General features: G+C 70.5%; 24 protein-coding genes. 17 read left to right on the plus strand and 7 right to left on the minus strand.

Annotated features, from left to right (window positions below; all coding sequences use genetic code 11):
* The first annotated feature begins 194 nt into the window (after positions 1–194).
* The 3 genes from V6S02_RS12110 to xdhC are packed head-to-tail and all read left to right on the plus strand — an operon-like array spanning position 195 to position 4,885.
* Complete coding sequence (locus V6S02_RS12110; protein ID WP_336401064.1) at positions 195–1,700, plus strand: xanthine dehydrogenase small subunit; 1,506 nt, start codon at positions 195–197, stop codon at positions 1,698–1,700.
* The gene (gene xdhB / locus V6S02_RS12115; RefSeq protein WP_336401065.1) at positions 1,697–4,036 is read left to right on the plus strand and encodes a xanthine dehydrogenase molybdopterin binding subunit; all 2,340 of its coding nucleotides are present in this window, start codon (positions 1,697–1,699) and stop codon (positions 4,034–4,036) included. Before V6S02_RS12110 ends, xdhB begins: the two co-directional genes overlap by 4 nt.
* Before the next feature lie 15 nt (positions 4,037–4,051).
* Positions 4,052–4,885 carry a xanthine dehydrogenase accessory protein XdhC gene (xdhC, locus tag V6S02_RS12120; RefSeq protein WP_336401066.1) on the plus strand — a complete coding sequence of 278 codons (834 nt, stop codon included), beginning with the start codon at positions 4,052–4,054 and terminating at the stop codon, positions 4,883–4,885.
* 13 nt (positions 4,886–4,898) lie between these two features.
* Here xdhC and V6S02_RS12125 read toward each other — a convergent pair whose 3' ends face one another.
* On the minus strand, positions 4,899–5,822 hold the full coding sequence (locus tag V6S02_RS12125; RefSeq protein ID WP_336401067.1) for a 2-hydroxyacid dehydrogenase: 924 nt from the start codon (positions 5,820–5,822) through the stop codon (positions 4,899–4,901).
* 67 nt (positions 5,823–5,889) lie between these two features.
* Here V6S02_RS12125 and V6S02_RS12130 point away from each other — a divergent pair, with 67 nt between their 5' ends.
* Positions 5,890–6,321 (plus strand): DUF1761 domain-containing protein, encoded by a 432-nt coding sequence (locus V6S02_RS12130; protein ID WP_124292124.1) that lies wholly within the window; start codon positions 5,890–5,892, stop codon positions 6,319–6,321.
* Between the two features lie 15 nt (positions 6,322–6,336).
* Here V6S02_RS12130 and purQ read toward each other — a convergent pair whose 3' ends face one another.
* Together purQ and purS are read right to left on the minus strand one after the other, a co-directional pair.
* Entirely contained in the window at positions 6,337–7,041 is a 705-nt protein-coding gene (gene purQ / locus V6S02_RS12135) for a phosphoribosylformylglycinamidine synthase subunit PurQ (protein ID WP_336401068.1), read from the minus strand.
* The gene (gene purS / locus V6S02_RS12140) at positions 7,038–7,286 is read right to left on the minus strand and encodes a phosphoribosylformylglycinamidine synthase subunit PurS (RefSeq protein WP_124292126.1); all 249 of its coding nucleotides are present in this window, start codon (positions 7,284–7,286) and stop codon (positions 7,038–7,040) included. Before purS ends, purQ begins: the two co-directional genes overlap by 4 nt.
* A 213-nt stretch (positions 7,287–7,499) precedes the next feature.
* On the opposite strand from purS, the gene V6S02_RS12145 reads away from it, so the two are divergent.
* The 5 genes from V6S02_RS12145 (at position 7,500) to V6S02_RS12165 (ending at position 13,439) form a co-directional block, all read left to right on the plus strand.
* Entirely contained in the window at positions 7,500–8,795 is a 1,296-nt protein-coding gene (locus V6S02_RS12145; protein WP_141939962.1) for an ABC transporter substrate-binding protein, read from the plus strand.
* A 76-nt stretch (positions 8,796–8,871) separates the two neighbouring features.
* The gene (locus V6S02_RS12150; protein WP_124292127.1) at positions 8,872–9,936 is read left to right on the plus strand and encodes a carbohydrate ABC transporter permease; all 1,065 of its coding nucleotides are present in this window, start codon (positions 8,872–8,874) and stop codon (positions 9,934–9,936) included.
* Positions 9,933–10,862 carry a carbohydrate ABC transporter permease gene (locus V6S02_RS12155; protein ID WP_141935964.1) on the plus strand — a complete coding sequence of 310 codons (930 nt, stop codon included), beginning with the start codon at positions 9,933–9,935 and terminating at the stop codon, positions 10,860–10,862. Before V6S02_RS12150 ends, V6S02_RS12155 begins: the two co-directional genes overlap by 4 nt.
* A gap of 1 nt (position 10,863) precedes the next feature.
* Positions 10,864–12,363, plus strand: a complete 1,500-nt coding sequence (locus V6S02_RS12160) for a GH1 family beta-glucosidase (RefSeq protein ID WP_336401069.1) — start codon at positions 10,864–10,866, stop codon at positions 12,361–12,363.
* A gap of 62 nt (positions 12,364–12,425) precedes the next feature.
* Positions 12,426–13,439: a LacI family DNA-binding transcriptional regulator gene (locus V6S02_RS12165; RefSeq protein ID WP_124292130.1), complete on the plus strand. Its 1,014-nt coding sequence runs from the start codon at positions 12,426–12,428 to the stop codon at positions 13,437–13,439.
* A gap of 40 nt (positions 13,440–13,479) precedes the next feature.
* On the opposite strand, the gene V6S02_RS12170 is transcribed toward V6S02_RS12165, so the two are convergent.
* Positions 13,480–14,805 (minus strand): uracil-xanthine permease family protein, encoded by a 1,326-nt coding sequence (locus V6S02_RS12170; protein WP_124292131.1) that lies wholly within the window; start codon positions 14,803–14,805, stop codon positions 13,480–13,482.
* 175 nt (positions 14,806–14,980) lie between these two features.
* Between V6S02_RS12170 and V6S02_RS12175 the strand changes: the two genes are divergently transcribed.
* Both V6S02_RS12175 and V6S02_RS12180 read left to right on the plus strand, forming a co-directional pair.
* Entirely contained in the window at positions 14,981–15,724 is a 744-nt protein-coding gene (locus V6S02_RS12175; protein WP_336401659.1) for an ABC transporter ATP-binding protein, read from the plus strand.
* Positions 15,706–17,283 (plus strand): hypothetical protein, encoded by a 1,578-nt coding sequence (locus V6S02_RS12180; protein WP_336401070.1) that lies wholly within the window; start codon positions 15,706–15,708, stop codon positions 17,281–17,283. The genes V6S02_RS12175 and V6S02_RS12180 overlap by 19 nt, the downstream gene beginning before the upstream one ends.
* A 21-nt stretch (positions 17,284–17,304) precedes the next feature.
* Here V6S02_RS12180 and V6S02_RS12185 read toward each other — a convergent pair whose 3' ends face one another.
* A complete protein-coding gene (locus V6S02_RS12185; RefSeq protein WP_336401071.1) occupies positions 17,305–18,165 on the minus strand; it encodes a phosphoribosylaminoimidazolesuccinocarboxamide synthase in 861 nt (286 codons plus the stop codon).
* A gap of 139 nt (positions 18,166–18,304) precedes the next feature.
* On the minus strand, positions 18,305–19,567 hold the full coding sequence (gene purD / locus V6S02_RS12190) for a phosphoribosylamine--glycine ligase (RefSeq protein WP_336401072.1): 1,263 nt from the start codon (positions 19,565–19,567) through the stop codon (positions 18,305–18,307).
* Positions 19,568–19,639: 72 nt separating this feature from the next.
* On the opposite strand from purD, the gene V6S02_RS12195 reads away from it, so the two are divergent.
* From V6S02_RS12195 to V6S02_RS12205, 3 genes are all read left to right on the plus strand, one after another.
* A complete protein-coding gene (locus tag V6S02_RS12195; RefSeq protein ID WP_336401073.1) occupies positions 19,640–19,993 on the plus strand; it encodes a sterol carrier family protein in 354 nt (117 codons plus the stop codon).
* A 56-nt stretch (positions 19,994–20,049) separates the two neighbouring features.
* Entirely contained in the window at positions 20,050–20,481 is a 432-nt protein-coding gene (locus V6S02_RS12200; protein ID WP_124292136.1) for a hypothetical protein, read from the plus strand.
* A gap of 73 nt (positions 20,482–20,554) precedes the next feature.
* Positions 20,555–20,899, plus strand: coding sequence for a potassium transporter Trk (locus V6S02_RS12205; RefSeq protein ID WP_124292137.1), 345 nt, complete (start codon positions 20,555–20,557; stop codon positions 20,897–20,899).
* 3 nt (positions 20,900–20,902) lie between these two features.
* Here V6S02_RS12205 and V6S02_RS12210 read toward each other — a convergent pair whose 3' ends face one another.
* A complete protein-coding gene (locus V6S02_RS12210) occupies positions 20,903–21,508 on the minus strand; it encodes a zinc-binding alcohol dehydrogenase (RefSeq protein WP_336401074.1) in 606 nt (201 codons plus the stop codon).
* A 46-nt stretch (positions 21,509–21,554) separates the two neighbouring features.
* Between V6S02_RS12210 and purM the strand changes: the two genes are divergently transcribed.
* The 3 genes from purM (at position 21,555) to V6S02_RS12225 (ending at position 24,642) form a co-directional block, all read left to right on the plus strand.
* On the plus strand, positions 21,555–22,706 hold the full coding sequence (gene purM, locus V6S02_RS12215; protein ID WP_240638716.1) for a phosphoribosylformylglycinamidine cyclo-ligase: 1,152 nt from the start codon (positions 21,555–21,557) through the stop codon (positions 22,704–22,706).
* Positions 22,707–22,712: 6 nt separating this feature from the next.
* On the plus strand, positions 22,713–24,173 hold the full coding sequence (gene purF / locus V6S02_RS12220; RefSeq protein ID WP_124292139.1) for an amidophosphoribosyltransferase: 1,461 nt from the start codon (positions 22,713–22,715) through the stop codon (positions 24,171–24,173).
* A gap of 79 nt (positions 24,174–24,252) precedes the next feature.
* Positions 24,253–24,642: a TIGR02611 family protein gene (locus V6S02_RS12225; protein ID WP_240638717.1), complete on the plus strand. Its 390-nt coding sequence runs from the start codon at positions 24,253–24,255 to the stop codon at positions 24,640–24,642.
* Positions 24,643–24,671 lie beyond the last annotated feature (29 nt).

A 24,671-nucleotide genomic window follows, 5' to 3' on the forward strand; every position in this document is an offset into this window, starting at 1 on the left:
GTGCAGGTGGAGCTCAGGGATGTGATCAGGCGACGGTAAGGCGCCGACATTTCGCCCGAGTCCGCGGGGTGTTTCGGACGTGTGACGGATGCGGCGGGTGGGCGCGGAGCGAGGAGTCCGCTCGGCTCGTGCGGCCCGTACAATCGCGAAGATGGAGCGCGCTCGTGGCTGAAGACCGTGTGGATGCAGGACCGGTGGCTGCGGTCACTGACAACGAGGTCACCGTCAACGGTGCGCTCCGCTCGCTCGACGGCGTGCCGGTGCACACCAACGCCCTCGACTGGCTTCGCTCGTGCGGACTGACGGGCAGCAAAGAGGGGTGCGCCGAGGGCGAGTGCGGCGCGTGCGCGATGCTCATCGTGACGCCGGCTGCGGATTCCGCTGGCGCGGCGTGGACCGCGGTGAACTCGTGCCTCGTGCCCGCCCAGGCGCTCCGCGGTCAGGAGATCGTGACCGCCGAGGGCCTCGGCACTCCGGAGGAGCTGCACCCGGTGCAGGAGGCGATGGCGGCCGGCGGCGGGTCGCAGTGCGGCTACTGCACACCCGGCTTCGTCTGCAGCATGGCCGGGGAGTACTACCGGCGCGATCGCGCGCCGAAGGGCGACGAGGGCACCCTCGCGGGCGACGAGCGCACCCTCGCGGGTGGGGAGCGCACCCTCGCGGGGGTGGGGGGGAACGGATTCGACCTGCACGCGCTGAGCGGCAACCTCTGCCGCTGCACCGGCTACCGGCCCATTCGCGATGCGGCATACGAGCTCGGGATGCCGGAGGGCGACGATCCGCTGGCGGCGCGTCTGCGGCATCCGGCCCCGGACCCCGTCCCCACTGACGTCACCGTCGACGGCGCCCGGTTCGTCCGCCCGGCGACCCTCGACGAGGCGGTCGCCCTCCTCGCGAGCGAACCCGAGGCGCGCCTGGTCGCGGGCGCGACCGACTGGGGCGTCGACGTCAACCTTCGCGGGCTGCGCGGCCCGCTCGTCGTCGCGATCGACCGGCTCTCCGAGCTGCGCGCCTTCCGTATCGACGACGACGAGATCGAGATCGGCGCGGCGCTCACCCTCACCGAGATCGCCGCCGCTCTCGGCGATCGCGTGCCGCTCCTCTCCGAGCTGCTGCCGCAGTTCGCCTCACCGCTCATCCGCAACCGGGCGACCCTCGGCGGCAACCTCGGCACCGGGTCGCCGATCGGCGACGCGCTGCCCGCGCTCCTCGCGCTCGGCGCGAGCGTCGCCCTCGCCTCGCGCGGCGGGGAGCGAGACGTACCGCTCGAGGAATACTTCACCGGCTACCGGCAGACGGTGCGGCGCGACGACGAGATCATCCGCGCCCTGCGCTTCCCCGCACCCCGCGGCGAGCTCGCCGCGTTCCACAAGATCGCCAAGCGCCGGTTCGACGACATCTCCAGCGTCGCCGTCGCGTTCGTGCTCGACCTGCGAGGCGGCGTCGTCGCCGACGCGCGCATCGGGCTCGGCGGCGTCGCCGCCACGCCGGTGCGCGCCCGCGCCACCGAGCAGGCGCTCATCGGCCGCGACTGGAGCCTCGCCACCGTGCGCGAGGTCGCCCCGGTGCTGGGCGCCGAGGGAACCCCGTTGTCCGACCACCGCGCGAGCGCGGCGTACCGCGCCGCGATGCTCGAGAACGCTCTGCGCAAGCTCTTCGCTCGGCATCCCAGGCCCACGGCCGAGGCGGTGGTCCGATGAGCGATCTCGCCCGTCGCCCCGCCGACCCGGTCGTCGGCCGCTCGGTCGCGCACGAGAGCGCAGCCCTCCACGTCACCGGCCGGGCGATGTACACCGACGACCTGGCCGTGGAGACGATGGGGGTGCTCACCGCGTGGCCGGTGCAGTCCACCCAGACGCATGCGCGCGTGACCCTCGACGTCCTGCCCGCCTACGGCGTGCCCGGGGTCGTCCGGGTGCTCACCGCCGAGGATGTGCCGGGCGTCAACGACGCCGGGGTCAAGCACGACGAGCCGCTCTTCCCCGTCGAGGCGATGTACCACGGGCACACCCTCGCCTGGGTGCTCGGTGAGACGCCTGAGGCGGCGCGGCTCGGCGCCGCCGCCGTCGAGGTGACCTACACACCGCTCCCGAGCATCGTCACCCTCGAGGAGGCCATCGCGGCCGGCTCGTTCCAGGGCGCCGAGCGCGCGATCATCCGCGGCGACGCCGGCGCGGCCCTCGCCGACGCCCCCCACGTGTTCGAGGGCGTCACCGCGTTCTCGGGCCAGGAGCATTTCTACCTCGAGACCCACGCGTCCCTCGCGCGGATCGATTCCGAGGGTCAGGTCTTCGTCGAGTCGTCGACGCAGCACCCGAGCGAGACGCAGGAGATCGTCGCGCACGTGCTCGACCTGCCGTCGCATCAGGTGACCGTGCAGTCGCTGCGGATGGGTGGCGCGTTCGGCGGCAAGGAGATGCAGCCCCACGGCCTGGCGGCCATCGCCGCACTCGGGGCGAGCCTCACCCGGCGCCCGGTGCGGCTGCGTCTGAACCGCACGCAGGATCTGACGATGACCGGCAAGCGGCATCCGTTCCACATCTCCTGGCGGGTCGGATTCGACGACGACGGCCTCCTGCAGGCGTTGGAGGCCACGCTCACCTCCGACGGCGGGTGGGCGCTCGACCTGTCGGAGCCGGTGATGAGCCGCGCGCTCTGCCACGTCGACAACGCCTACTGGATTCCGAACGTCCACGTCGTCGGCCGCGTCGCCCAGACGCACAAGACCTCGCAGACGGCATTCCGGGGGTTCGGTGGTCCGCAGGGGGTGTTCCTCATCGAAGACATCCTGGGGCGCACCGCTCCCGCGCTCGGCATCGAGCCCGACGAGCTCCGCAGCCGGAACTTCTACGCCCCCGGCCAGGACACGCCCTACGGGCAGGTGGTGAAAGACGCCGAGCGGATGCCGGCGATCTGGCAGACCCTCCGCACCGAAGCGGCGGTCGACGATCGACGCGCGGCGATCGCGGCGTTCAACGCCGAGCACGACGACGTCAAGCGCGCGATCGCGATGACCCCGGTGAAGTTCGGCATCTCGTTCAACTTCACCGCCTACAACCAGGCCGGCGCCCTCGTGCACGTGTACAAAGACGGCTCGGTGCTCATCAATCACGGCGGCACCGAGATGGGGCAGGGCCTTCACACCAAGATGCTGCAGGTCGCCGCGACCGCCCTCGGGGTGCCCCTCACCCAGGTGCGGCTCGCCCCGACGCGCACCGACAAGGTGCCCAACACCTCCGCCACAGCGGCGTCGTCGGGTGCCGACCTCAACGGCGCGGCCGTGAAGAACGCCTGCGAGCAGATCAAAGAGCGGATGACGGCGGTCGCCGCCGGGCTCTTGGGCACCGATCCGGATGACCTCGTCTTCGCCGGCGGGCAGGTCACCGCTCCGCATCTGCAGCGCTCGGTGCCGTTCGCCGAGGTGGCCCTGGCCGCGTACTTCTCGCGGGTGCCGCTCTTCGCCGCCGGGTACTACCGCACCGAGGGCCTGTCGTGGGACATCGAACGCATGACGGGTTCGCCCTTCAAGTACTTCGCCTACGGTGCTGCGGCGGCCGAGGTCGAGGTCGACGGGTACACCGGCGCCTACCGGCTGCGACGGGTCGACATCGTCCACGACGTGGGCGACTCGCTTTCGCCGCAGATCGACCGCGGGCAGATCGAAGGCGGGTTCGTGCAGGGCGCCGGATGGCTCACCCTCGAGGATCTGCGGTGGGACACCTCCGACGGTCCCGGCCGCGGGCGGCTGCTGACGACCTCGGCGAGCACGTACAAGCTGCCGAGCTTCTCGGAGATGCCCGAGGATTTCCGCGTTCACCTCTTCGTCGACGCGCGGGAGGACGGCGCGGTGTACGGATCGAAGGCCGTGGGCGAGCCGCCGCTCATGCTCGCGTTCGCGGCGCGCGAGGCGCTGCGCGAAGCGGTCGCCGCCTTCGGCGAGCCGGGGCACAGCGTCGAGCTCGCCTCGCCCGCCACCCCCGAGGCGGTCTTCTGGGCGATCGAGGCGGCGCGCTCCGCGCTCCCTGTCGCGCCCTAGCGGAGAGCGACGCCGATGGACTGGGTCGACGAACTGCGCCGGCTGCGCGATGCACGCCTGCCGGCGGTGCTCGTCACCCTCGCCACGGTGCGGGGTCACGCGCCGCGCAATGGCGGGGCGAAGCTGGTCTTCTCACCCGATCGGCTCTTCGGCACCGTCGGCGGCGGCAATCTCGAGGAGACCGCGATCGCGACGGCGCGCGAGATGATCGAGGCGGGCGAGAGCGAGCCGCGGCTGCTGACCCTCACCCTCAGCGACAAGGCCGCGACCGAGTACGGCGTGCAGTGCTGTGGGGGAGAGGTGACGATGCTGCTCGAACCGGTGCGCGTGGTGCCGACGGTGGCGGTCTTCGGAGTCGGTCACGTCGGACTGGAGCTCGCCCGGGTGCTCGCGCGACACGAGATCGAGCTGTGGCTCATCGACGGGCGCGCCGACATGGTGGCCGAGGAGCGGCTCGGGGTACCCGGACGCTCGGGGATCTTCGCCGACGCGGTCGCGACCGTCCACGTGCGTCACACCCCGGTGCCCGAGGCGGCGATCGCCGACCTGCCGGCCGGCACGCACGTGCTCATCATGACCCATGATCACGTCGAGGATCTGGCCCTCACCGACCAGGCGCTCCGACGCGATGACCTCGCGTCGATCGGGCTGATCGGCTCGCGCTCGAAGTGGGGGCGGTTCGCGGCGAAGCTCCGCGAGCTGGGGCACACCGACGGCGATCTCGCGCGTGTGACCACGCCCATCGGCGTGCCCGAGGTGTCGGGCAAGGCGCCGGCCGTCATCGCGGTGAGCGTCGCAGCGCGGCTGCTGCAGCTGATCGAGGAGGCAGCGCGCGCGCCGCGCGGGTGAGGCGGAGGCGGCGTCAGCCGCCGAGGACGACGTTCAGCGGGGCCTCGCCCCGCGACATCCGCTCCATCTGACGGCGGACGAGTCGCGCGATCCGCGGGCGCATCGCGCTCGACGCGCCGCCGACGTGCGGGACGATGAGCACGCCGTCGGTCGACCAGAGCGGATGACCCGCGGGCAGCGGCTCGGGATCGGTGACGTCGAGCGCCGCGCGGATGCGGCCACGGCCCGCGTGATCGACGAGCGCATCGGTGTCGATGAGCGGCCCGCGACCGACGTTGACGATGAGGGCGCCGTCGGGAAGAGCGCGGAGGAACCCGTCGTCGACGAGGTGGCGGGTCGCGTCGCCGCCCGGCAGGGACGCCATCACGATCTCGGCATGCGGCAGCAGCTCGGGCAGTTCGTCGACCCCGTGGATCGTGACACCGTCTTCTTCGCGGCGGCGCGACGCCACCCGGACGAGCTCGACCTCGAAGCCCGCGAGCCGGGCCTCGATCGCATTGCCGATGCCGCCGTATCCGAGGAGCAGGACCCGCCGATCGGCGAGACTCTCCGCGACTTCGGGCGCCCACCGGCCCTCGACCTGCGCGCGGACGAACGCCGGCACGCGTCGCTGCGCGGCCAGCGCCAGGGTCACCGCAAGCTCTGCGGTCGAGGTTTCGTGCACGCTGGAGGCGTTGGCGAAGGTATATGTCGGCGGGAGAATATCCTTGATGCCGTCGTACCCGATCGACTGGCTCTGCACGAGGCGGGTCTCGACCTGGTCGAGGAGCGGCACCGCATCGGTCAGCGACATGTAGGGCAGAACGACGATGTCGATCCGGGATCGGGGCGGCGGGCCATCCATCGGCCACACGACCACCTCCGCGCCGTCGGGTGCCGGCTGGAGGTCATCGGCGAGCTGGGCGGTCGGAACGGACACGACGAGATTCGCACTCACCACTCCCACGCTACCGCCGGCCGGAGTATGGTCTGGCGCAGGAGGCGGCAGCACCTGCCGATGACGGATGGTTCCCGAGATCAACTACTGGGCGGTCCTCATCGCCACGGCCTCGACGCTCATCGTCGGATCGGTGTTCTATGCGCCGAAGGTGTTCGGCACGAGGTGGGCCCGACTTGCCGACGTCGACATGAACCGATCCGGTGCCACTGCCGTCATCCCGATCCTCGTCACGATCCTCGTGAGCTTCATCAGCGCGTGGGTGCTCGCCGGGGCGACCGCGATCGCGTGGCACTTCTACGGGGGCGGCTATCTCCTCGCGGCGCTCGGCACAGCGATCATCCTGTGGGCGGGGTTCACGGCCGCCCGGATCATCACGCACGACGCCTTCGAGGGGCGACCGTCATCGCTGACCGTGCTGACGATCGGCCACGAGCTGGCGACCTTCGTCGTGATGGCGCTGATCATCGGGGTCTGGCCGCCCGCCGGCACCGTCTGACGCGCTCGGCGCGGCTCAGGCCGCGGCGACGAGCGACGCGATCGCCGAGGTGAAGAACCGGCGGCCATCGACACCCGAACGCATCGCGACGCGGGTGTCGGGGCCGAAGCCCTCCTCGACGGCGTGCTCGGGGTGCGGCATGAGCCCCACGACGTTGCCGCGCTCGTTGCGCAGACCCGCGATGTCGTTGAGCGACCCGTTGGGGTTCACGCCCAGGTAGCGGAAGGCGACGAGGCCCTCGCCCTCGATGCGCGCGAGGGTGTCGGCGTCGGCGATGTAGCCGCCGTCGGCGTTCTTCAGCGGGATGACGATCTCTTCGCCGTCGGCGAAGTCGGATGTCCACGCCGTCGACGCGCTCTCGACGCGAAGACGCTGGTCGCGGCGGATGAACTGCTGGTGGGCGTTGCGGATGAGACCGCCGGGGAGGAGGTGCGCCTCGACGAGCATCTGGAAGCCGTTGCAGATGCCCAGCACGGGCATCCCGCCCCGCGCGGCGTCGGTGACCTCCGACATGATGGGCGCGAGGGCGGCGATCGCCCCGGCACGCAGGTAATCGCCGTAGCTGAAGCCACCGGGGAGGATGAGGGCGTCCACGCCTTCGAGGTCGTGCGAGCCGTGCCAGAGGGCGACCGGCTCACCGCCGGCCAGACGCACAGCGCGGCGGGCGTCGACGTCGTCGAGACTCCCGGGGAAGGTGATGACGCCGATGCGGGCGGTCACTCCACGACCTCCACGCCGACGACGTCTTCGATCACGTCGTTGGAGAGCACCTCGGCGGCGATGCGGCGGGCCGTGGCGAGGGTCTCGTCATCGACCTCCCCGTCGACGGTCAATTCGAAACGCTTGCCGATCCGGACACCCGAGAAGCGGTCGACGCCGAGCCGCGTGAGGGCTCCGGCGACGGCCTTCCCCTGCGGGTCGAGCAGCTCGGCCTTGGGCATGACGTCGACGACGATGGTGGGCACACCGACATCTTACGGCTCGACCCCCCGCTCGCCGTCGTGATCTGATCGTTACCCATCTTCTTGGGAGCGCTCCCTTGACAGCCCTGAGAGCGATCCCATAGCGTCATCCGCAATCCGTGGGAGCGGTTCCACGGGAACGTCAACCTGCACCGTGTCGCCGACACAGCATCGTGCTTACCCACCCACAAAGGAGTGATCGTGACGTCATCCACCATGCGCAAAGCGGCCGTCGCGGCTGCGATCGCATCATCCACCGCCCTCGTTCTCGCGGGCTGCAGCTCCTCCGGCGGCGACGCCGCAGGCGGCGAGGCCGGCGAGGACATCACCCTCACGGTCACCACCTTCGGCACGTTCGGCTACGACGACCTGTACACCGAGTACGAAGAGGCCAACCCCGGCATCACCATCGAGGCCACCAACATCGACACGGGCGGCAACGCCCGCACCGACGCCTTCACCAAGATCGGGGCGGGATCAGGACTCTCCGACGTCGTCGCGGTCGAAGAGGGCTGGCTCGGTCAGATCATGGGCGTCTCCGACCAGTTCGTCGACCTGCGCGACTACGGCATCGAAGACCGCAAGAGCGACTGGCTCGAGTGGAAGTACGACCAGGCGACCGATCCCGAGGGCCGCGTCATCGGTTACGGCACCGACATCGGCCCGCAGGGCATCTGCTACAACGCACCCGCCTTCGAGGCGGCGGGTCTGCCCACCGACCGTGAAGAGGTCGCGACTCTTCTCGAGGGCGACTGGGAGAACTACTTCGACGTCGGCCGTCAGTACAGCGAGGCCACCGGGAACGCCTGGTACGACCACTCCGGCTTCGTCTGGAACGCCATGGTCAACCAGCTCCCCGAGGGCTACTACACCACCGACGGCGAGCTGAACGTCGAGGGCAACACCGAGCTCGAGGAGCGGTTCGAGCTTCTGGGCGCGGCGACCGAGGACGGGCTTTCGGCGGCACAGGCGGCATGGGACTGGAACAGCGGCGAATCGTTCCTCGACGGGACATTCGCGACGTTCATCTGCCCCGGGTGGATGCTGGGCGTCATGAAGGGCTCGATCGAGGGGGCCGGTGGCGATGAGGACAACGGATGGGACTTCGCCAACGTCTTCCCCGGTGGCCCGGCGAACTGGGGTGGCGCCTTCCTGACCGTTCCCGAGACGTCGGAGCACAAGGAAGAGGCGGCCAAGCTCGCGGACTGGCTCACCCAGCCCGCGCAGCAGGTGAAGCAGTCCGCCGCAGCGGGCAACTTCCCTAGCACCGTCGAAGCGCAGGAGACCCTGGCGGCGGAGGCGACTCCCAACCCGTTCTTCAACGACGCACCCACCGGCGCGATCCTCGCCGAGCGCGCCGTCGGCGTCGAAGCGCAGTACAAGGGCCCGGAGGACTCCGTCATCCAGGAGAACGTCTTCGGTCCCGCGCTGAAGGCGCTCGACCTGGGCGAGACCGACACGCAGGGTGCCTGGCAGCGGGCGCTCCAGCTGCTGAACGAACTGGTCGGCTGAGGCCGATCGGATGACACGGGGCCTCCGGGCGGACAGCCCGGGGGCCCCGACCATCTCTCCGCGAGAGGAACTGCACATGACCGCGACTCTGCCGTCGCCGGCGTCGGCACCCGCCGATTCCGGTCGAGATGAGCCGAAGGATCGGATGCGCCGATCCGTCCGCTCCCCCTTCCGCCAGCGTCTGTCGAAGGCCGACCAGAAGGCCTCGCCCTACCTCTACGTCGCCCCGTTCTTCCTGCTGTTCGGCGTCGTCGGCCTCTTTCCGCTGCTCTACACGCTCAACGTCTCGCTGTACGACTGGGACCTGCTGCAGGGACAGGGCGACTTCGTGGGGCTCGGCAACTTCGTCGAGATCCTGAACGACCGGATGTTCTGGAACGCGGTGTTCAACACCATCAGCATCTTCCTGCTCTCGGCCATCCCGCAGCTCACGATCGCCCTCATCGTCGCGTACCTCCTCGACCGGGGCCTGCGCGCCCCGACCTTCTGGCGGATGAGCGTTCTCCTCCCGTTCGTGGTCACCCCGGTCGCGGTCGCGCTCATCTTCTCGAGCATCTTCAGCGACGTCGATGGGCTGGCGAACAACCTCCTCAACATCTTCGGCATCCCCGACCAGCAGTGGAAGCAGGACCGGTTCCTCAGCCATCTCGCGATCGCGATCATGGTCAACTTCCGGTGGACCGGTTACAACGCCCTCATCCTGCTCGCCGCCATGCAGGCGGTTCCGCGCGACCTGTACGAATCCGCCGCCATCGACGGCGCGGGTCCGGTACGACGCTTCTTCTCGATCACCATCCCGACGATCCGCCCGACGTTGATCTTCGTCATCATCACGGCCACCATCGGCGGGCTGCAGATCTTCGCCGAACCGCGCCTGTTCGACGTCTCGGCCGCCGGCGGGATCGGCGGGAGCGACCGCCAGTTCCAGACCATGGTCCTCTTCCTCTGGGATCTCGCCTTCTTCCGCACGAACCTCGGTGAGGCGTCCGCCGTCGCGTGGCTGCTGTTCCTTCTGATCGTGCTGTTCGGCGTCCTCAACTTCCTGATCGCCCGTCGCATCGCGACATCCGACTCCCGATCCGACCGCAGAGCACGCCGCATCGCACGGCGTCAGGCCCGCACCCACGGAGGCGTCGCATGAGTGTCACCATCCCCGAGCCCCTTCCCGCGGTGCAGGTCGAGACTCTCGACAACGATCCGCCGGAGCGACCCGGCAGACGCCGACGCGGTCGCGAGACCGGCAACGCCGGCATCGGCAGCCGTCCGGGCTTCCTCACCTACGGCCTGCTCGCCGCCTTCATCCTCGGCAGCGTCTATCCGCTCTGGTGGTCGTTCGTCGTCGCCAGCGGCACGAACGCCACCCGGGGCGAGACGCTTCCGCTCATTCCCGGTGGCAACTTCCTCGCCAACGCCGCCCGTGTGCTCGACGCCATCCCGTTCTGGCTGGCGCTCGGCAACTCGATCGTCATCTCGGGTGTCATCACCGTCTCGGTCGTGACGTTCTCCACGATCGCCGGCTACGCCTTCGCCAAGCTGAAGTTCCGCGGCCGTAACGGGCTCATGCTCTTCGTCATCGCCACCATGGCGATCCCCACACAGCTCGGCATCATCCCGCTGTTCATGGTCATGCGCGAACTCGGCTGGACCGGCACGATCGGCGCAGTCATCGTGCCCACCCTCGTCACCGCGTTCGGGGTGTTCTTCATGCGCCAGTACCTCGTCGATGTCATCCCCGACGAGCTGATCGAGGCCGCCCGGGTGGACGGGGCCGGGCAGTTCCGCACCTTCCTCACCGTCGGGGTGCCCGCCGCGCGCCCGGCCATGGCGATCCTCGGGCTGTTCACCTTCATGACGGCCTGGACCGACTACCTGTGGCCTCTCATCGTGCTGAGCCCATCCAACCCGACCCTCCAGACGGCCCTCAGCCAGCTACAGTCGGGCTACTACATCGACTACTCGATCGTGCTCGCAGGCGCCGTGATGGCGACGATTCCGCTGTTGATCCTCTTCGTGATCGCGGGCAAGCAGCTCATCAGCGGGATCATGGCAGGAGCAGTGAAAGGCTGACATGACCATCGACCTCACCGAGGACCCTCGCCTCGACGTCACCGGCGCCCGCGCCTTCCCGCCCGGTTTCCTCTTCGGCGCCGCCACCGCGGCGTATCAGATCGAGGGCGCCGCGCACGAAGACGGACGACGCGACTCCATCTGGGACGCGTTCAGCCGTGTTTCCGGCGCCGTCATCAACGGCGACAACGGCGACGTGGCGTGCGACCACTACCACCGCTATCGCGACGACGTCGCGCTGATGAAGGAGATGGGCCTCCAGACCTATCGCTTCTCCACCTCCTGGTCGCGCGTGCGACCGGATGGCGGGGCGGTGAACCCCGCCGGCGTCGACTTCTACCGCCGCCTCGTCGACGAGCTCCTCGACGCCGGCATCCTCCCCTGGCTGACGCTTTACCACTGGGACCTTCCGCAGGCGCTGCAGGAACGGGGTGGCTGGGCGAACCGCGACACCGCCGACCGCTTCACCGAGTACGCGCTCGACATGCACGACGCACTCGGCGACCGGGTCAACGTCTGGACCACGCTCAACGAGCCGTGGTGCGCGTCGTTCCTCAGCTATACGGCGGGGATCCACGCCCCGGGGCACTTCAGCATGACCGAGGGCATGCTCGCCTCCCACCACCTGCTCCTCGGCCACGGTCAGACCGTGCGCGAGCTCCGCGCGCGTGATGCGTCGCTGACCCTCGGCATCACGCTGAACCTCACGGTGGCCGATCCCGCTGATCCGACCGCCCCGGCCGATGTCGACGCGGCACGTCGCATCGACGGACAGTTCAACCGCTGGTTCCTCGACCCCCTCTTCCGGGGGGCGTATCCGGCCGACATCCTCGCGGATTTCCAGAAGAAGGATGCCGCGGCCGTCGCCGTCTTCACCGAGGCTGTGCAGCCCGGAGACCTCGCCGCGATCGGCACGCCGTTCGACACCCTCGGGGTGAACTACTACCACGGTGAACTCGTGGGCGGGACGCCCCCGGTCGTCGCGCCGCCGCGCGGCGACGCTCCGACCGATCGCGTGACGACGTCGCCGTTCCCGGCATCCGACGGGATCTTCTGGCATGACCGGGAGCTCGCCCGCACCGCGATGAACTGGGAGGTGCAGCCCGAGGGGCTGACACGTCTGCTGAAGCGCACGTGGGACGAGTACGCCGAGCCGGCGGGCGTCGCACTCTACGTCACCGAGAACGGCGCGGCCTACGACGACGAGGTGATCATCGCCGACGGCGAGACGCGGGTCCCCGACGCCGAGCGGACGGCGTTCCTCCGGGCGCACCTGGGTGCGGTGCTGGACGCCGCCGAGGCAGGTGTCGATGTGCGCGGCTACTTCTACTGGTCGCTGCTGGACAACTACGAGTGGGCGTGGGGATATGAGAAGCGGTTCGGCATCGTCCGGGTCGACTACGACACCCAGGTGCGCACGGTGAAGGACTCCGGCCGGGAGTACCGCCGTATCATCGCAGCACGAGAGCTCGACGACGTCCACCCGGAGGTCGCGTCGTAGCATCGACCGCGAGGCGGGTGCCCCGCGGGCGAGGAGGCATCCCATGAGCAGTGACACCGGCGATGAGTACTGACGCCACGCGGGCTGCCGCGACCATCGAAGAGGTGGCCGCGGCCGCCGGTGTCTCCCGCTCCACGGTGTCGCGCGTGGTCAACGGGTCGACGGCCGTGAGCCCGTCCGCACTGGAGTCGGTGCGCCGCGCCATCGCCCAGCTGAACTACGTGCCCAATCGTGCGGCCCGCTCACTCGCCAGCCGTCAGACCCACGCGGTGGCGCTCATCGTGCCCGAGGACACCACCCGCTTCTTCGGCGACCCGTTCTTCGCGGCGATCGTGTCGGGCATCAACCGTCGTCTCAGCCGCTCCGACTACGTCTTGAACCTCTTCATCGCCAGCGACGACCCCGGGGACAAGACGACGAGCTACCTGCGCAGCGGCTCGGTCGACGGGGCGGTCGTGGTCTCGCACCACACGAGCGACACGTTCCTCGACCGGATCGCCAGCGCTCTCCCGGTCGTGTACGGCGGCCGGCCGCCCCGGCTCGGACCCCTGGACTACTACGTCGACGTCGACAACCTGCAGGGCGGGAAGGATGCTGCGGCACACCTGATCGCGAAGGGGAGGCGTCGCATCGCGACGATCACGGGGTCGCTGACGATGGCGGCAGGCATCGACCGACTGGCAGGATTCCGCGAGGCACTGGCGGCCGAGGGGCTCACGGAGGTGGCCGTCGAGGACGGCGACTTCACGACCGACGGCGGAATGCGCGCGATGGAGCGCATCGTCTACAGCGGCGTGGAGTTCGACGGGCTGTTCGTCGCGAGTGACCTCATGGCGCAGGGCGCCGTGGAGGTGCTGCGCCGCACCGGGCGCAGCGTTCCCGACGACGTCGCCGTCGTCGGCTTCGACGACTCGCCCATCGCCGTGGCGGTGCAGCCGGCGCTGACGACGATGCGTCAGCCCTCGCTGCAGCAGGGCGAGCAGATGGCGGGTGTGCTCCTCGACCTTCTGGCCGGTCGGCAACCGCCGCACGCGACCATCCTCGGCACCGAACTCGTGGTGCGCGACTCGACCTGACTTCCGTGCGGACCCACTCCGCAGCTGAGCGCCCCCCGGCTCAGCGTTCGACGGGGTCGCCGCCGAGCTGTCCCACCGCCGGAAGCGGGCCGCCGTCGTCGGCGCCCGTCCGCCGCCACCGGGCGACGGCGTTGCCGAGGTGATAGATCACGAGCGCTGCGGCCGTGCCCAGCACGATCGCCCCGAGCTGGAAATCGCCCCACTCGAGGGTGAACCCGGCGATGGCGACGACCAGGGCGACGGCCGCGGTGTACTGATTGACGGGCCGGGAGAAGTCCACGCGGTTGTCGACCCAGATCTTGATGCCGATGATGCCGATCAGCCCGTACAGGGCGGTGGTGACGCCACCGAGCACCCCCGCGGGGATCGAGTTGAACAGCGCCCCGACCTTGGGCGACAGGCTGAGCAGGATGGCGGTGGCTCCGGCCACCCAGTACGCGGCGGTGGAGTACACCCGCGTCGCCGCCATCACGCCGATGTTCTCGCCGTAGGTCGTCGTGCCCGAACCGCCGAAGAACCCCGCGAGCGTGGTGGCGGCGCCATCGGCGATGAGGGCGCGCCCGGTCGAGCGGTTCACCGAGGCATCCGTCATCGTCGCCACGCCGCGGACGTGCCCGACGTTCTCGGCGATGAGCACCAGCACGACGGGCAGGAACATCGCGATGACGCTCCAGGTGCCGGGGGAGCCGAAGTCGGCGATCTGGAACTCGGGGAGGCCCACCCATGCGGCCTCACCGACGGCGGTGAAGTCGACGGCGCCCACGAGGAGGGCGACGACGTACCCCACGACGACGCCGAGGAAGATCGAGATGCGCCCGAGGAAGCCGCGGAACAGCACACTGAAGAGGATGACGGCGGTCAGGGTCACCGTCGCGATCACCGGCTGCTGCTGGTAGCTGTCCCACGCCACCGGGGCGAGGTTGAAGCCGATGAGGGCGACGATGGCTCCGGCCACGACCGGCGGCATCAGCTTCTCGATCCATCCGAGACCGGCGAGCTGCACCACGACGCCGACCGCGGCGAGCAGCACTCCGACGGCCACGATGCCGGCCAGCGCCGAGCCCATGCCCTGCGAGGCGGTGGCGGCGGTGACGGGGGCGATGAAGGCGAACGACGATCCCAGGTAGCTGGGCAGACGGTTGCGCGTGATGAGGAGGAAGAGCAGGGTGCCGACGCCGGAGAAGAGCAGCGTGGTCGAGACCGGGAAGCCGGTGAGCACCGGCACGAGGAACGTCGCACCGAACATCGCGATGACGTGCTGGATGCCGAGGGCGACCGTCGCTCCCCAGTTGAGGCGTTCCTGCGGGCCGACGACGCTTCCGGGCGCGACGGTGCGGCCGTCTCCGTGCAGCTTCCAGAGGGGCATGGGTGGGTCTTCCTTCCGCGGATGGCGGGACTCACCCTATCGGGGGCCGGGGCGCCTCTCTCGAGTTGCCGCGGCGAGCGGTTTCCGGAATGCTGTACGGGCGCTGATATACCGGCGCGTTGACGGACGGAGCGATGTGAACGATTCCCGCACCACCGCACCGCCCTCGGCGGCGATGCAACTCACTGGTCTGCACAAGCGTTTCGGCGAGAAGGTCGCCGTCGAGGCACTCACCCTCACCGTTCCGACCGGGTCATTCTACGGCTTGGTCGGACCCAACGGTGCCGGCAAGACGACCACGCTCTCGATGGCGACCGGGCTCCTGCAGCCCGACGCGGGACAGGCCTTCATCCACGGGGTCGACGTGTGGCGGAGTCCGGTCGAGGCCAAGCGCATGCTCGGAAATCTCGCAGACGGGGTCAAGCTCTTCGACCGCCTCACCGGAGAGCAGCTGGTGACCTACACCGGCATGCTCTTCGGTCTGCCGCACGACGAGATCGCGCGTCGCACGGCTGACCTGCTGTCGCTCCTGGACATGACCGAGGCCGGCGGCGTGCTCGTCGTGGACTACTCCGCGGGCATGACGAAGAAGATCGCGCTGGCCTGTGCGCTCGTGCACGCCCCGCGCGTCCTCGTCCTCGACGAGCCCTTCGAGTCGGTCGACCCGGTGTCGGCGGCGAACATCCAGGACATCCTCATCGGCTATGTCGCCACCGGCGGCACCGTCATCGTCTCGAGCCACTCGATGGACCTCGTCCAGCGCATGTGCGATCACGTCGCCGTCGTCGCGGGCGGCCGCCTGCTCGTCGCGGGGACGGTCGACGATGTGCGCGCAGGCCAGTCGCTGCAGGACCGCTTCGTCGAGCTGGTCGGCGGTCGCCGCCACGGGGAGGGGCCGGAATGGTTGCGACACTCCTGAGGCTGCGGTTCCGCGTGCTGGGCAACCAGCTGGCGCGGAGCCCCTGGCAGCTCGTCGGCTTCCTCTTCGGCTGCGTCTACGGGCTGGGGATGCTGGGGGGTGTCGTCATCGGCCTGGTGCTGCTCGGCTCGGCACCGCTGGATCTGGCATCGGCGATCGTCGTCGGGGTGGGCTCCCTTGTCACCCTCGGGTGGGTGCTCGGCCCCCTCCTCGTCGCCGGGGTCGATACGACCCTCGAGCCCGACCGGCTGGTCACCTTCCCCATGACGGTGGACCGGATGATGGTCGCGCTGACCCTCGCGGGGGTCTGCGGCATCCCGGGCATCGTCACCTCCGTGGCTGCCCTCGCCACCGTCGCCACCTGGGTGCGGACCCCGGCCTCGCTGGTCGCCTGGGTCGTCGCCACTCCGCTGGCGATCCTCACCGCGGTCATCGCGTCGCGCACCATGGCGTCGCTCGCCGTCGGGCTGAGCGGAGGCCGCCGCTTCCGTGAGATCGCGGGAGTGCTGATCTTCATTCCCCTCGTGCTCGCGGGCCCGATCATCATCGCGGTCACCACCGGGTTCGCCCTCAACATCGACACGGTGGCGATCGCGGTCGAGGTCGTCGCGTGGACCCCGCTCGGCGCCGCGTGGGCGATTCCGGCCGCGGCTGCAGCCGGGGAGTATCTGCCGGCCTTCGTGAAGTTCCTCATCGCGACGGGCACCCTGGTGATCCTGTGGGTGCTGTGGCGCCGGGCGCTCGGCGACGCCCTGGTGCGGCCGCGGAACGCGGGCGGCGCGGCCGCGAAGCCCGGCGCGCTCGGGTGGTTCGGGCGTGTGCCGACGGGGGGCTTCGGCGCGATCTACGCACGGTCGCTCACCTACTGGCTGCGCGACCCCCGATACCTGCGTCAGCTCATCGTCGTGCCGCTCGTGCCGATCATCCTGTGGTTCTACGCCCGCGGTGGCGATGCGCTGGGCGCCGTGAGCTGGAGCGGACTCCTCATCGCACTGGTGATCGGCATCGTCATCTACGCCGACATCTCCTACGACGGCACCGCCTTCGGCACCCAGCTGGCGACCGGCGTCTCGGGGCGCGCCGATCGGTTCGGCCGCACCCTCGCCGCGGCGACGCTGGCGCTGCCGCTCACGGTGGCAGGGGCCGTGCTGCCCTTCGCCGTCTCGGGCGACTGGTCGCAGGCGCCCGCCGTGCTGGGCGCGAGCCTCGGGGTCCTCGGCATCTCCTACGGTGTGTGCGCGGTGACCTCGGCGCAGTTCGTGGTGCCCGTCGCCGCACCCGGAGACAACCCGTTCAAACGGGTACCGGGGGTGACCTTCGTGCAGGGACTCATCTTCCTGGGCATCTGGCTGATCGCGATCGTGCTGTCGGCGCCGTCGGTGGTGATGGCGCTCATCGCCTTCTTCACGGGTAACACGGTGCTGGGCCTCATCGCGGGGCTCGTCGGGCTCGTGATGGGCGCCGTCGTCTTCGCGGTGGGGATGGTCGTCGGCGGCCGGACCCTCGACCGCACCGGCCCGGCGCTGCTGTCGCGGCTGAAGGCGATGCGCAACGCGTGATGCGTTCGAGCCGCGGCGGGCTCAGGCGGTGAGGCGGTCGATCAGCTCGCGGTAGCGCGCGGCAGTGCGTTCGACGATCTCGGTGGGGAGCTCGGGCGGGGCACCGGTGCGGTCCCAGTTCGCAGCGAGCCAGTCGCGCACGATCTGCTTGTCGAAGCTCGCCATCCGCTCCTCGGGCGTGGTGCCGCTCGCCCAGGCGCCGCCGTCCCAGTACCGAGACGAGTCGCTGGTCAGCACCTCGTCGGCCAGACGCAGCACGCCGTCGTCGTCGACGCCGAACTCGAACTTGGTGTCGGCGAGGATGAGGCCCCGCTCTTCGGCGATACCCGCAGCGCGGCGGTAGATGTCGAGCGAGGCGTCGCGCAGCTGTTCGGCGCGGTCACGGCCGACGAGGTCGACGGTGCGGTCGAACGAGATGTTCTCGTCGTGCTCGCCGAGCGGCGCCTTGTACGCGGGGGTGAAGAGGGGCTCGGGCAGGCGGTCGCCGTTTCCGAGGCCCGGGGGAAGAGGGATGTCGCAGACCGTGCCGTGCTGCTGATACTCGGCCCAGCCCGACCCCGTGAGGTAGCCGCGGACGACGCACTCCACCGGCAGCATCTCCAGGCGCCGGGTGAGCATGGTCCGCCCGCGCACATCCGCGGGGATCTCTCCCTCGAGGAGGTGGTTCGGTACCCCGAGGCGCTCGAACCACCACAGGCTCAGCCGCGTGAGCAGCTCGCCCTTGCCGGGGATGCCGGGGGAGAGCACGTGGTCGAACGCACTCACCCGGTCGCTTGCGACCACCAGCATCCGGTCGTCCGGTCCGTCGGTCGGGAGGTACAGGTCACGCACCTTACCCGAGTAGACGTGCCGCCAGCCGGGAAGCGCAGAGGGGAGGGTCACCCGCCCATTATCGCGACGTTCGCCTCAGGCGCCTGTCCTGGTCGTTGAGCGAGGAGCGTTTCGACTCGCTTCGCGTGCTCCACGGCCGTTGCGGCGCCCCCGGCGACCGGGGTGACGCTCGCTCGACGACCGCCGCGGGTCAGGCCTGTGCGGCGATGTCGGTGCGGAACTGCCCGCCCTCGAGGGTGATGCGGCCCATCGCGTCGTAGGCGCGGTCGCGCGCCTCGGCGAAGGTCGGTGCGACGGCGACCACATTCAGCACCCGGCCGCCCGTGGCGACGAGGCCGTCACCCTCGATCCGGGTCGCGGCGTGGGCGAGGTGCACCCCCGCGACGCTCGCCGCGGCATCCGTCCCCTCGATGACCCGGCCGGTGACCGGACTCGCGGGATATCCCTCGCTCGCGAGCACCACGGTCACGGCCTTGGCATCGCGGAATCGTGGGCGCGCGAGGCCTTCGAGCCGGCCCGACGCGGCGGCCAGCAGCAGTTCCGACAGCGGCTCGGCGAGGCGGGGGAGCACGACCTGCGTCTCGGGGTCGCCGAAGCGCGCGTTGAACTCGATGACCTTCACGCCGTCGTCGGTGACGATGAGGCCGGCGTAGAGCAGTCCGATGAACGGGGTTCCCTCGGCGTCCAGCTGACCGATGACGGGTGCGGCGACCTCCGCCGTGACGAGGTCGACGAAGGCCTCCTCGCTGCCGAAACGCTCGGCCAGCCACGGCAGGGGCGAATACGCTCCCATGCCGCCGGTGTTGGGGCCGGCGTCGCCGTCGGCGAGGCGCTTGAAGTCCTGGGCGGGGCTGAGGGGCAGCACCCGGTCGCCGTCGCTGAGGAAGAACAGCGACACCTCGGGGCCGGCGAGGAACTCCTCGATCAGCACCGGACCGGTCGGCAGATACGTCTCGGCATGGGCGAGGGCGGCGGCGCGGTCGTCGGTGACGATGACGCCCTTCCCGGCGGCGAGGCCGTCGGCTTTGACCACGTGCGGTGCGCCGATGTCGTCGAGCGCGGCGGCCACCTCGTCGAGGGTGCGGGCCCGCAGGGCGCGTCCGGTCGGCACGCCGGCGGCCTCCATGATGCGCTTCGCGAACGCCTTCGACCCCTCGAGCCGCGCGGCGGCGCGACTCGGACCGAAGGCGGGGATCCCCCGCTCGCGCACCGCGTCGGCCACACCCGCGACCAGGGGTGCTTCGGGGCCGATCACGACGAGATCGATGTCCTCCGCCAGCGCGAACGACGTCACGGCCGTGGGGCTGTCGGGGTCGAGGTCGACGATCGTCGCATCGCGGGCGATGCCGGCGTTGCCCGGGGCGGCGAAGATCTCGTGCTGCGCCTCCTCGCTGCGGAGGGCAAGGACGATGGCGTGCTCGCGGGCTCCCGCGCCGAGGACCAGGATTCTCACCCGGCCAGCCTATCGATGCGTGCCGAGACGCCACGGGCGCTCGAACACGGGCGCCCGGCGTACGGTGAGAGGATGCCGCGGAAGATCACCACCGACGAGGGGCGCGCCGCGCTCGATGCCGCACGGCGGCCGGAGGCGCCGCGCCCTGCCCAGGCCACGGCGGTGCGCTACCTCCTGCAGCTGCTCGCCGAGAAGGCGCCAGGCCATTCGGTCGAGGTGCGGGTGCCGCCCTTCGGGGCGGTGCAGGTCATCGAGGGCCCGCGGCACACCCGCGGAACCCCGCCCAACGTGGTGGAGATGGATGCCGCGACCTGGCTCGCCCTCGCCACCGGCGCCGAGCATTGGGCCGATGCCGCCGCCGCCGGCCGCATCCAGGCATCCGGGGTCCGCGCCGACATCAGCGCGCTCCTGCCGCTGCGGCCCTGACCCCGGCCCTCGCACCGGCGGCCCCGCCACCCCCGTGCCGGTGCCACAATGAGGGCATGGCGCGCGGCCGCGCCGGCCGCGACGGCTGGCAGGGAAACCCCGACGACGAACACGTCGTCGATGAGGAGCGCATCCCCGCCGTCGTCCATCGCTCCCCGCGCTACGGCCGATTCCTCGTCATCGGCGTGCTGTCGGGCGTCGCGCTGGCCCTCCTCTACGTCTTCGTCGGCAACCCCGGCGGCCCCGCCTCCGACAGCCTCGGGGGCGCATTCCGCGTCGCCGGGGTGCTGAGCGTCGTCTTCGCCGGGCTCGGCCTGCTCGTCTCCGCACTCGTGGTGCTCGTCGTCGACGCCGTCATCAGCAGGCGGAGACGGATGCTGCAGGCGCAGCGCGACACGACACTCGTCGACGACCTCCGCCGCCCGGTCTCCGACGATCCGCCCCCGTGGCGGCCTGCCGATCCCGACCCGAAGAAGCGACCCCGCTGACGACGCGCCGCCCACGCCGACGGCGCCCGCACGACGCGACGCCGCCCGAACCTCGGGGTGGGAGAATGGGGACATGGCAGATCAGCCGCGTCGTCCCGACCTCCGTCCCCCCGCCCGGGATGAGGTCGAGACCGTGTCGGTGCGCCGATCGCCGAAGTACTCCGCCTTCCTGCTGGTCGGCGCCGCACTCGGCATCCTCACCGCCCTCATCCTCACCTTCGGATTCAACGGCTCCGCCCAGGTGAGCGACAACACCGGGCTGGAGTACTCCAGCGGCCAGGTGTTCGGGTTCCTGCTGCTCATCTTCATCCCCGTCGGGCTGGCGGTGATGGGCGCCGTCGCGCTCATCCTCGACCGCACCTCGGCGCGCCGCACGCGTCAGGTGCGCGTGGACCACACCCTCACCCGCGAGGACTGAGCCTCACGCCAGCTCGGCGATGATCGGGTGGATCGCGGTGTCGAACGCCGCGATGTCACCGCGCAGCCCGTCGGTGACGGCGATCGTCAGCGAACCGATCCACCACACCCCCCGCTGGGCGAGCGGAAGCACCTGCACGTTCAGTTCGAACGAGTGCGCGCGTCGACCCACCTGCCGCTCGTGCTCGGCGATCGCGCTGGCGTACGCGCGATACGCGCTGTGCGACCCGGCCTCGCGGCTGTATCGCGCGTGCACGTCCTCAGCGAAGGCGACGGCCTCCGCCGCGTGCGGCAGGATCGCGTCGCGCAGCTCGTCCATCCCCTCGGTGGGCAGGGCGACGTAGACGCCGAACCCGTCGACGAGGTCGAGCGGCACGGGCGACGGGTGCGCCTGCGGCTCGACGGTCAGCGCCCAGAACTCCCGCCACTGCCGCTCCAGAAGCGCCTGCGCCTTCTCGTTCCGATCATTGACGCGGGGAGGGATGCCACGAAGCGGCGGCAGCTCGTCGGGCGACCGGATCCCGAGGGCCTGTCGAAGGTAGAGGGCGATCAGCACCGGCCGACCCGCGTCCTCGCGGATCAGCCACTCCGGACCGCCGGCACCGCCCATGCCGCCAGTGTAAAGGCCGCTGTTTGGGCGCGGGTAGGCTGAGCGGGTGGACCGCATCTCTGGCGACACTTCCCCCTCCTCTCCCGAGAATCCCTACGCGGCTGCGGGCGTCGACACCGCGGCGGGCGACCTGGCCGTGGAGCTGATGAAGGGTGCCGTCGCGCGCACCCACGGTCCCGAGGTGCTGGGCGGGGTCGGCGGCTTCGCCGGTCTCTTCGACGCTTCGGCGCTGCGCGGATACGAGCGGCCGCTCCTCGCGACGAGCACCGACGGCGTGGGGACGAAGGTCGCGATCGCGCAGGCGATCGACAAGCACGACACCATCGGTCTCGACCTCGTGGGCATGGTCATCGACGACATCGCCGTGGTCGGCGCCCGACCGCTGTTCATGACCGACTACATCGCCTGCGGCAAGGTCGTCCCGGCCCGCATCGCCGACATCGTCGCGGGCATCGCCCGCGGGTGCAGCGAGACGGGTGCGGCGCTCGTGGGCGGCGAGACCGCCGAGCACCCGGGGCTCCTCGGGCCCAACGACTACGACGTCGCCGGTGCCGCGACCGGTGTCGTCGAGGCATCCGCTGTTCTCGGGCCCGAGCGCGTGCGCCCGGGCGATGTCGTCCTCGCCCTCGCCTCCAGTGGCCCGCATTCGAACGGGTACTCCCTCATCCGCCACATCGTCGCCGGTGCCGGCATCGGCTACGGCGACCGGGCCGCCGATTTCGGGATGACCTGGGGTGAGGCCCTGCTCGAACCGACCCGCCTCTACACCCGTCCGCTGCTCGACCTCATCGACGAGGTCGGCGACGGGGTGCACGCGCTCAGCCACGTCACCGGCGGCGGCATCGCCGCCAACCTCGCGCGCGTGCTGCCCCGCGGCAGCTGGGTCGAGGTCGACCGCTCGACGTGGGAGCCTCCCGCGGTGTTCCAGGTGCTCGCCGACCTCGGCGACCTCTCGCTCACCGCGACCGAGGGCACGTGGAACCTCGGCATCGGATTCTTCGCCGTCATCGCCCCCGAGACAGCGCATGCCGCGACGGCGGCGCTCGAGCGCACGGGCATCGCCACATGGCAGGTCGGCGTCATCGGCGACGGCCCCCTGCCGGACGGCGAGTTCGAACAGGGCGCGAAGGGGGTCGACGGGGGCGCGGTGCGTCTGGTCGGCGCCTACGGCGGCATCCCCCGGATCGGAGCGAAGTAACACCACATGTGCGGAATCGTCGGGATGGTCGGGCGCGGGAGCGTCAACCAGGAGATCTACGACTCGCTCCTTCTCCTCCAGCATCGGGGGCAGGACTCCACGGGCATCGCCACGGCGGAGCCGAGTGGCGCGGTGCACATGCACAAGGCGCGCGGGATGGTGCGGGAGGCCTTCCGCACCCGCGACATGCGGGCGCTGCTCGGCACGATCGGTCTCGGTCACGTCCGCTACGCCACCAAGGGCACGGCCTCGAGCGAGGAGGAGGCGCAGCCGTTCTACGTCAACGCCCCCTACGGCATCGTGCTGATCCACAACGGCAACCTCACCAACACCCGCGAGCTGACCGACGAGCTCTTCCACAAAGACCGTCGGCACCTGAACACCTCCAGCGACACCGAGCTTCTGGTGAACGTGCTCGGGGGCGAGCTGCAGTCCACGATCTCGGGCCCCGAACTCGACCCCGACCAGGTCTTCGACGCGGTCACCCGCGTGCACGAGCGCGTGGAGGGCTCGTACGCGGCGATCGCCCTCATCGCCGGGCACGGTCTGCTCGCGTTCCGCGACCCGTTCGGCATCCGGCCGCTCATCCTCGGCACCCGCCGCCACGACGACGGCCACTACGAGTGGGTCGTCACCAGCGAGAGCCTCGTGCTCGAGAACGGCGAGTTCGAAGTGGTGCGCGACGTCGATCCCGGCGAGGCGGTGTTCATCGACCTCGAGGGGCAGCTGCACACCCGCCAGTGCGCGGCGGATCCGAAGCTCGTGCCGTGCTCGTTCGAGTACGTCTACCTCGCCCGCCCCGACTCGATCATGAACGGCATCTCGGTGTACGAGGCGCGGCTGCGCATGGGCGAGCGCCTGGCCGACACGATCGCGAAGTACACCCCTCCCGGCGCGATCGACGTGGTCATGCCGATCCCCGACTCATCGCGACCGGCGGCGATGCAGGTCGCCCGCAAGCTCGGCATCGAGTACCGCGAGGGCTTCTACAAGAACCGCTACATCGGCCGGACGTTCATCATGCCCGGGCAGGCGGTGCGCAGGAAGAGCGTGCGGCAGAAGCTCAACGCGATGTCGAGCGAGTTCAAGGGCAAGAACGTCCTCCTCATCGACGATTCGATCGTGCGGGGGACGACGTCGAAGGAGATCATCCAGATGGCCCGCGACGCCGGGGCGAAGAGTGTCACCTTCGCCTCGGCCGCGCCGCCGGTGCGGTACCCCCACGTCTACGGCATCAACATGCCCTCGCGTCTCGAGCTTGTGGCCCACGGGCGGACGATTCCCGAGATCGCCGCCGAACTCGGCGCCGACTACATGGTCTACCAGGAGGTCGACGACCTGAAGGCGGCGATCCTCGAGGGCTCGGACGTCGACGACCTCGACATGAGCTGCTTCGACGGTCGGTACGTCACCGGAACGGTGACCGAGGAGTACCTCGCCTGGGTCGAGGGCTCGCAGGAGAGCTGAACGGGCGCCGCCCGCCGCGTGGGGCATCTGCCCACCCGCCTCCCAGCCCTTTCGCGAGCGGCGTTGCTACCGTCGAAGGGTGTCCGCACCCGCGAACCCAGACCCGCACCCGGATGAGCCCGAGGGGCTCGAACGCGAGATCCGCAGCGAGATCGCCGAGGCCGAACGGCCGGATCGCCCGATCCGCGAGGCGCTCCGGCGCACGCGGGCGTGGGTGGCGGGTCATCCGCTTCTCGAACGGTTCTACCGTGTCGGGGTGGCGATCTTCGGGGGAGTCCTGGCGCTGGGGGGACTGATCCTCGTCCCGCTCCCCGGGCCCGGCTGGCTGGTCGTGTTCCTCGGACTCGCCGTGCTCGGCACCGAGTTCCACTGGGCGCGACGCATCGCCGCGTGGCTCAAGCGCCAGCTCGACCGCTTCTGGGCCTGGTGGCGTCAGTATCGCGCACAGCGAGCCGCCCGGCGGGCATAGCGATCCGCCCCGCCCACCGGGCGCGGCAA

It is taken from the genome of Microbacterium sp. CCNWLW134, assembly GCF_037083565.1.
Classification (GTDB): Bacteria; Actinomycetota; Actinomycetes; order Actinomycetales; family Microbacteriaceae; genus Microbacterium.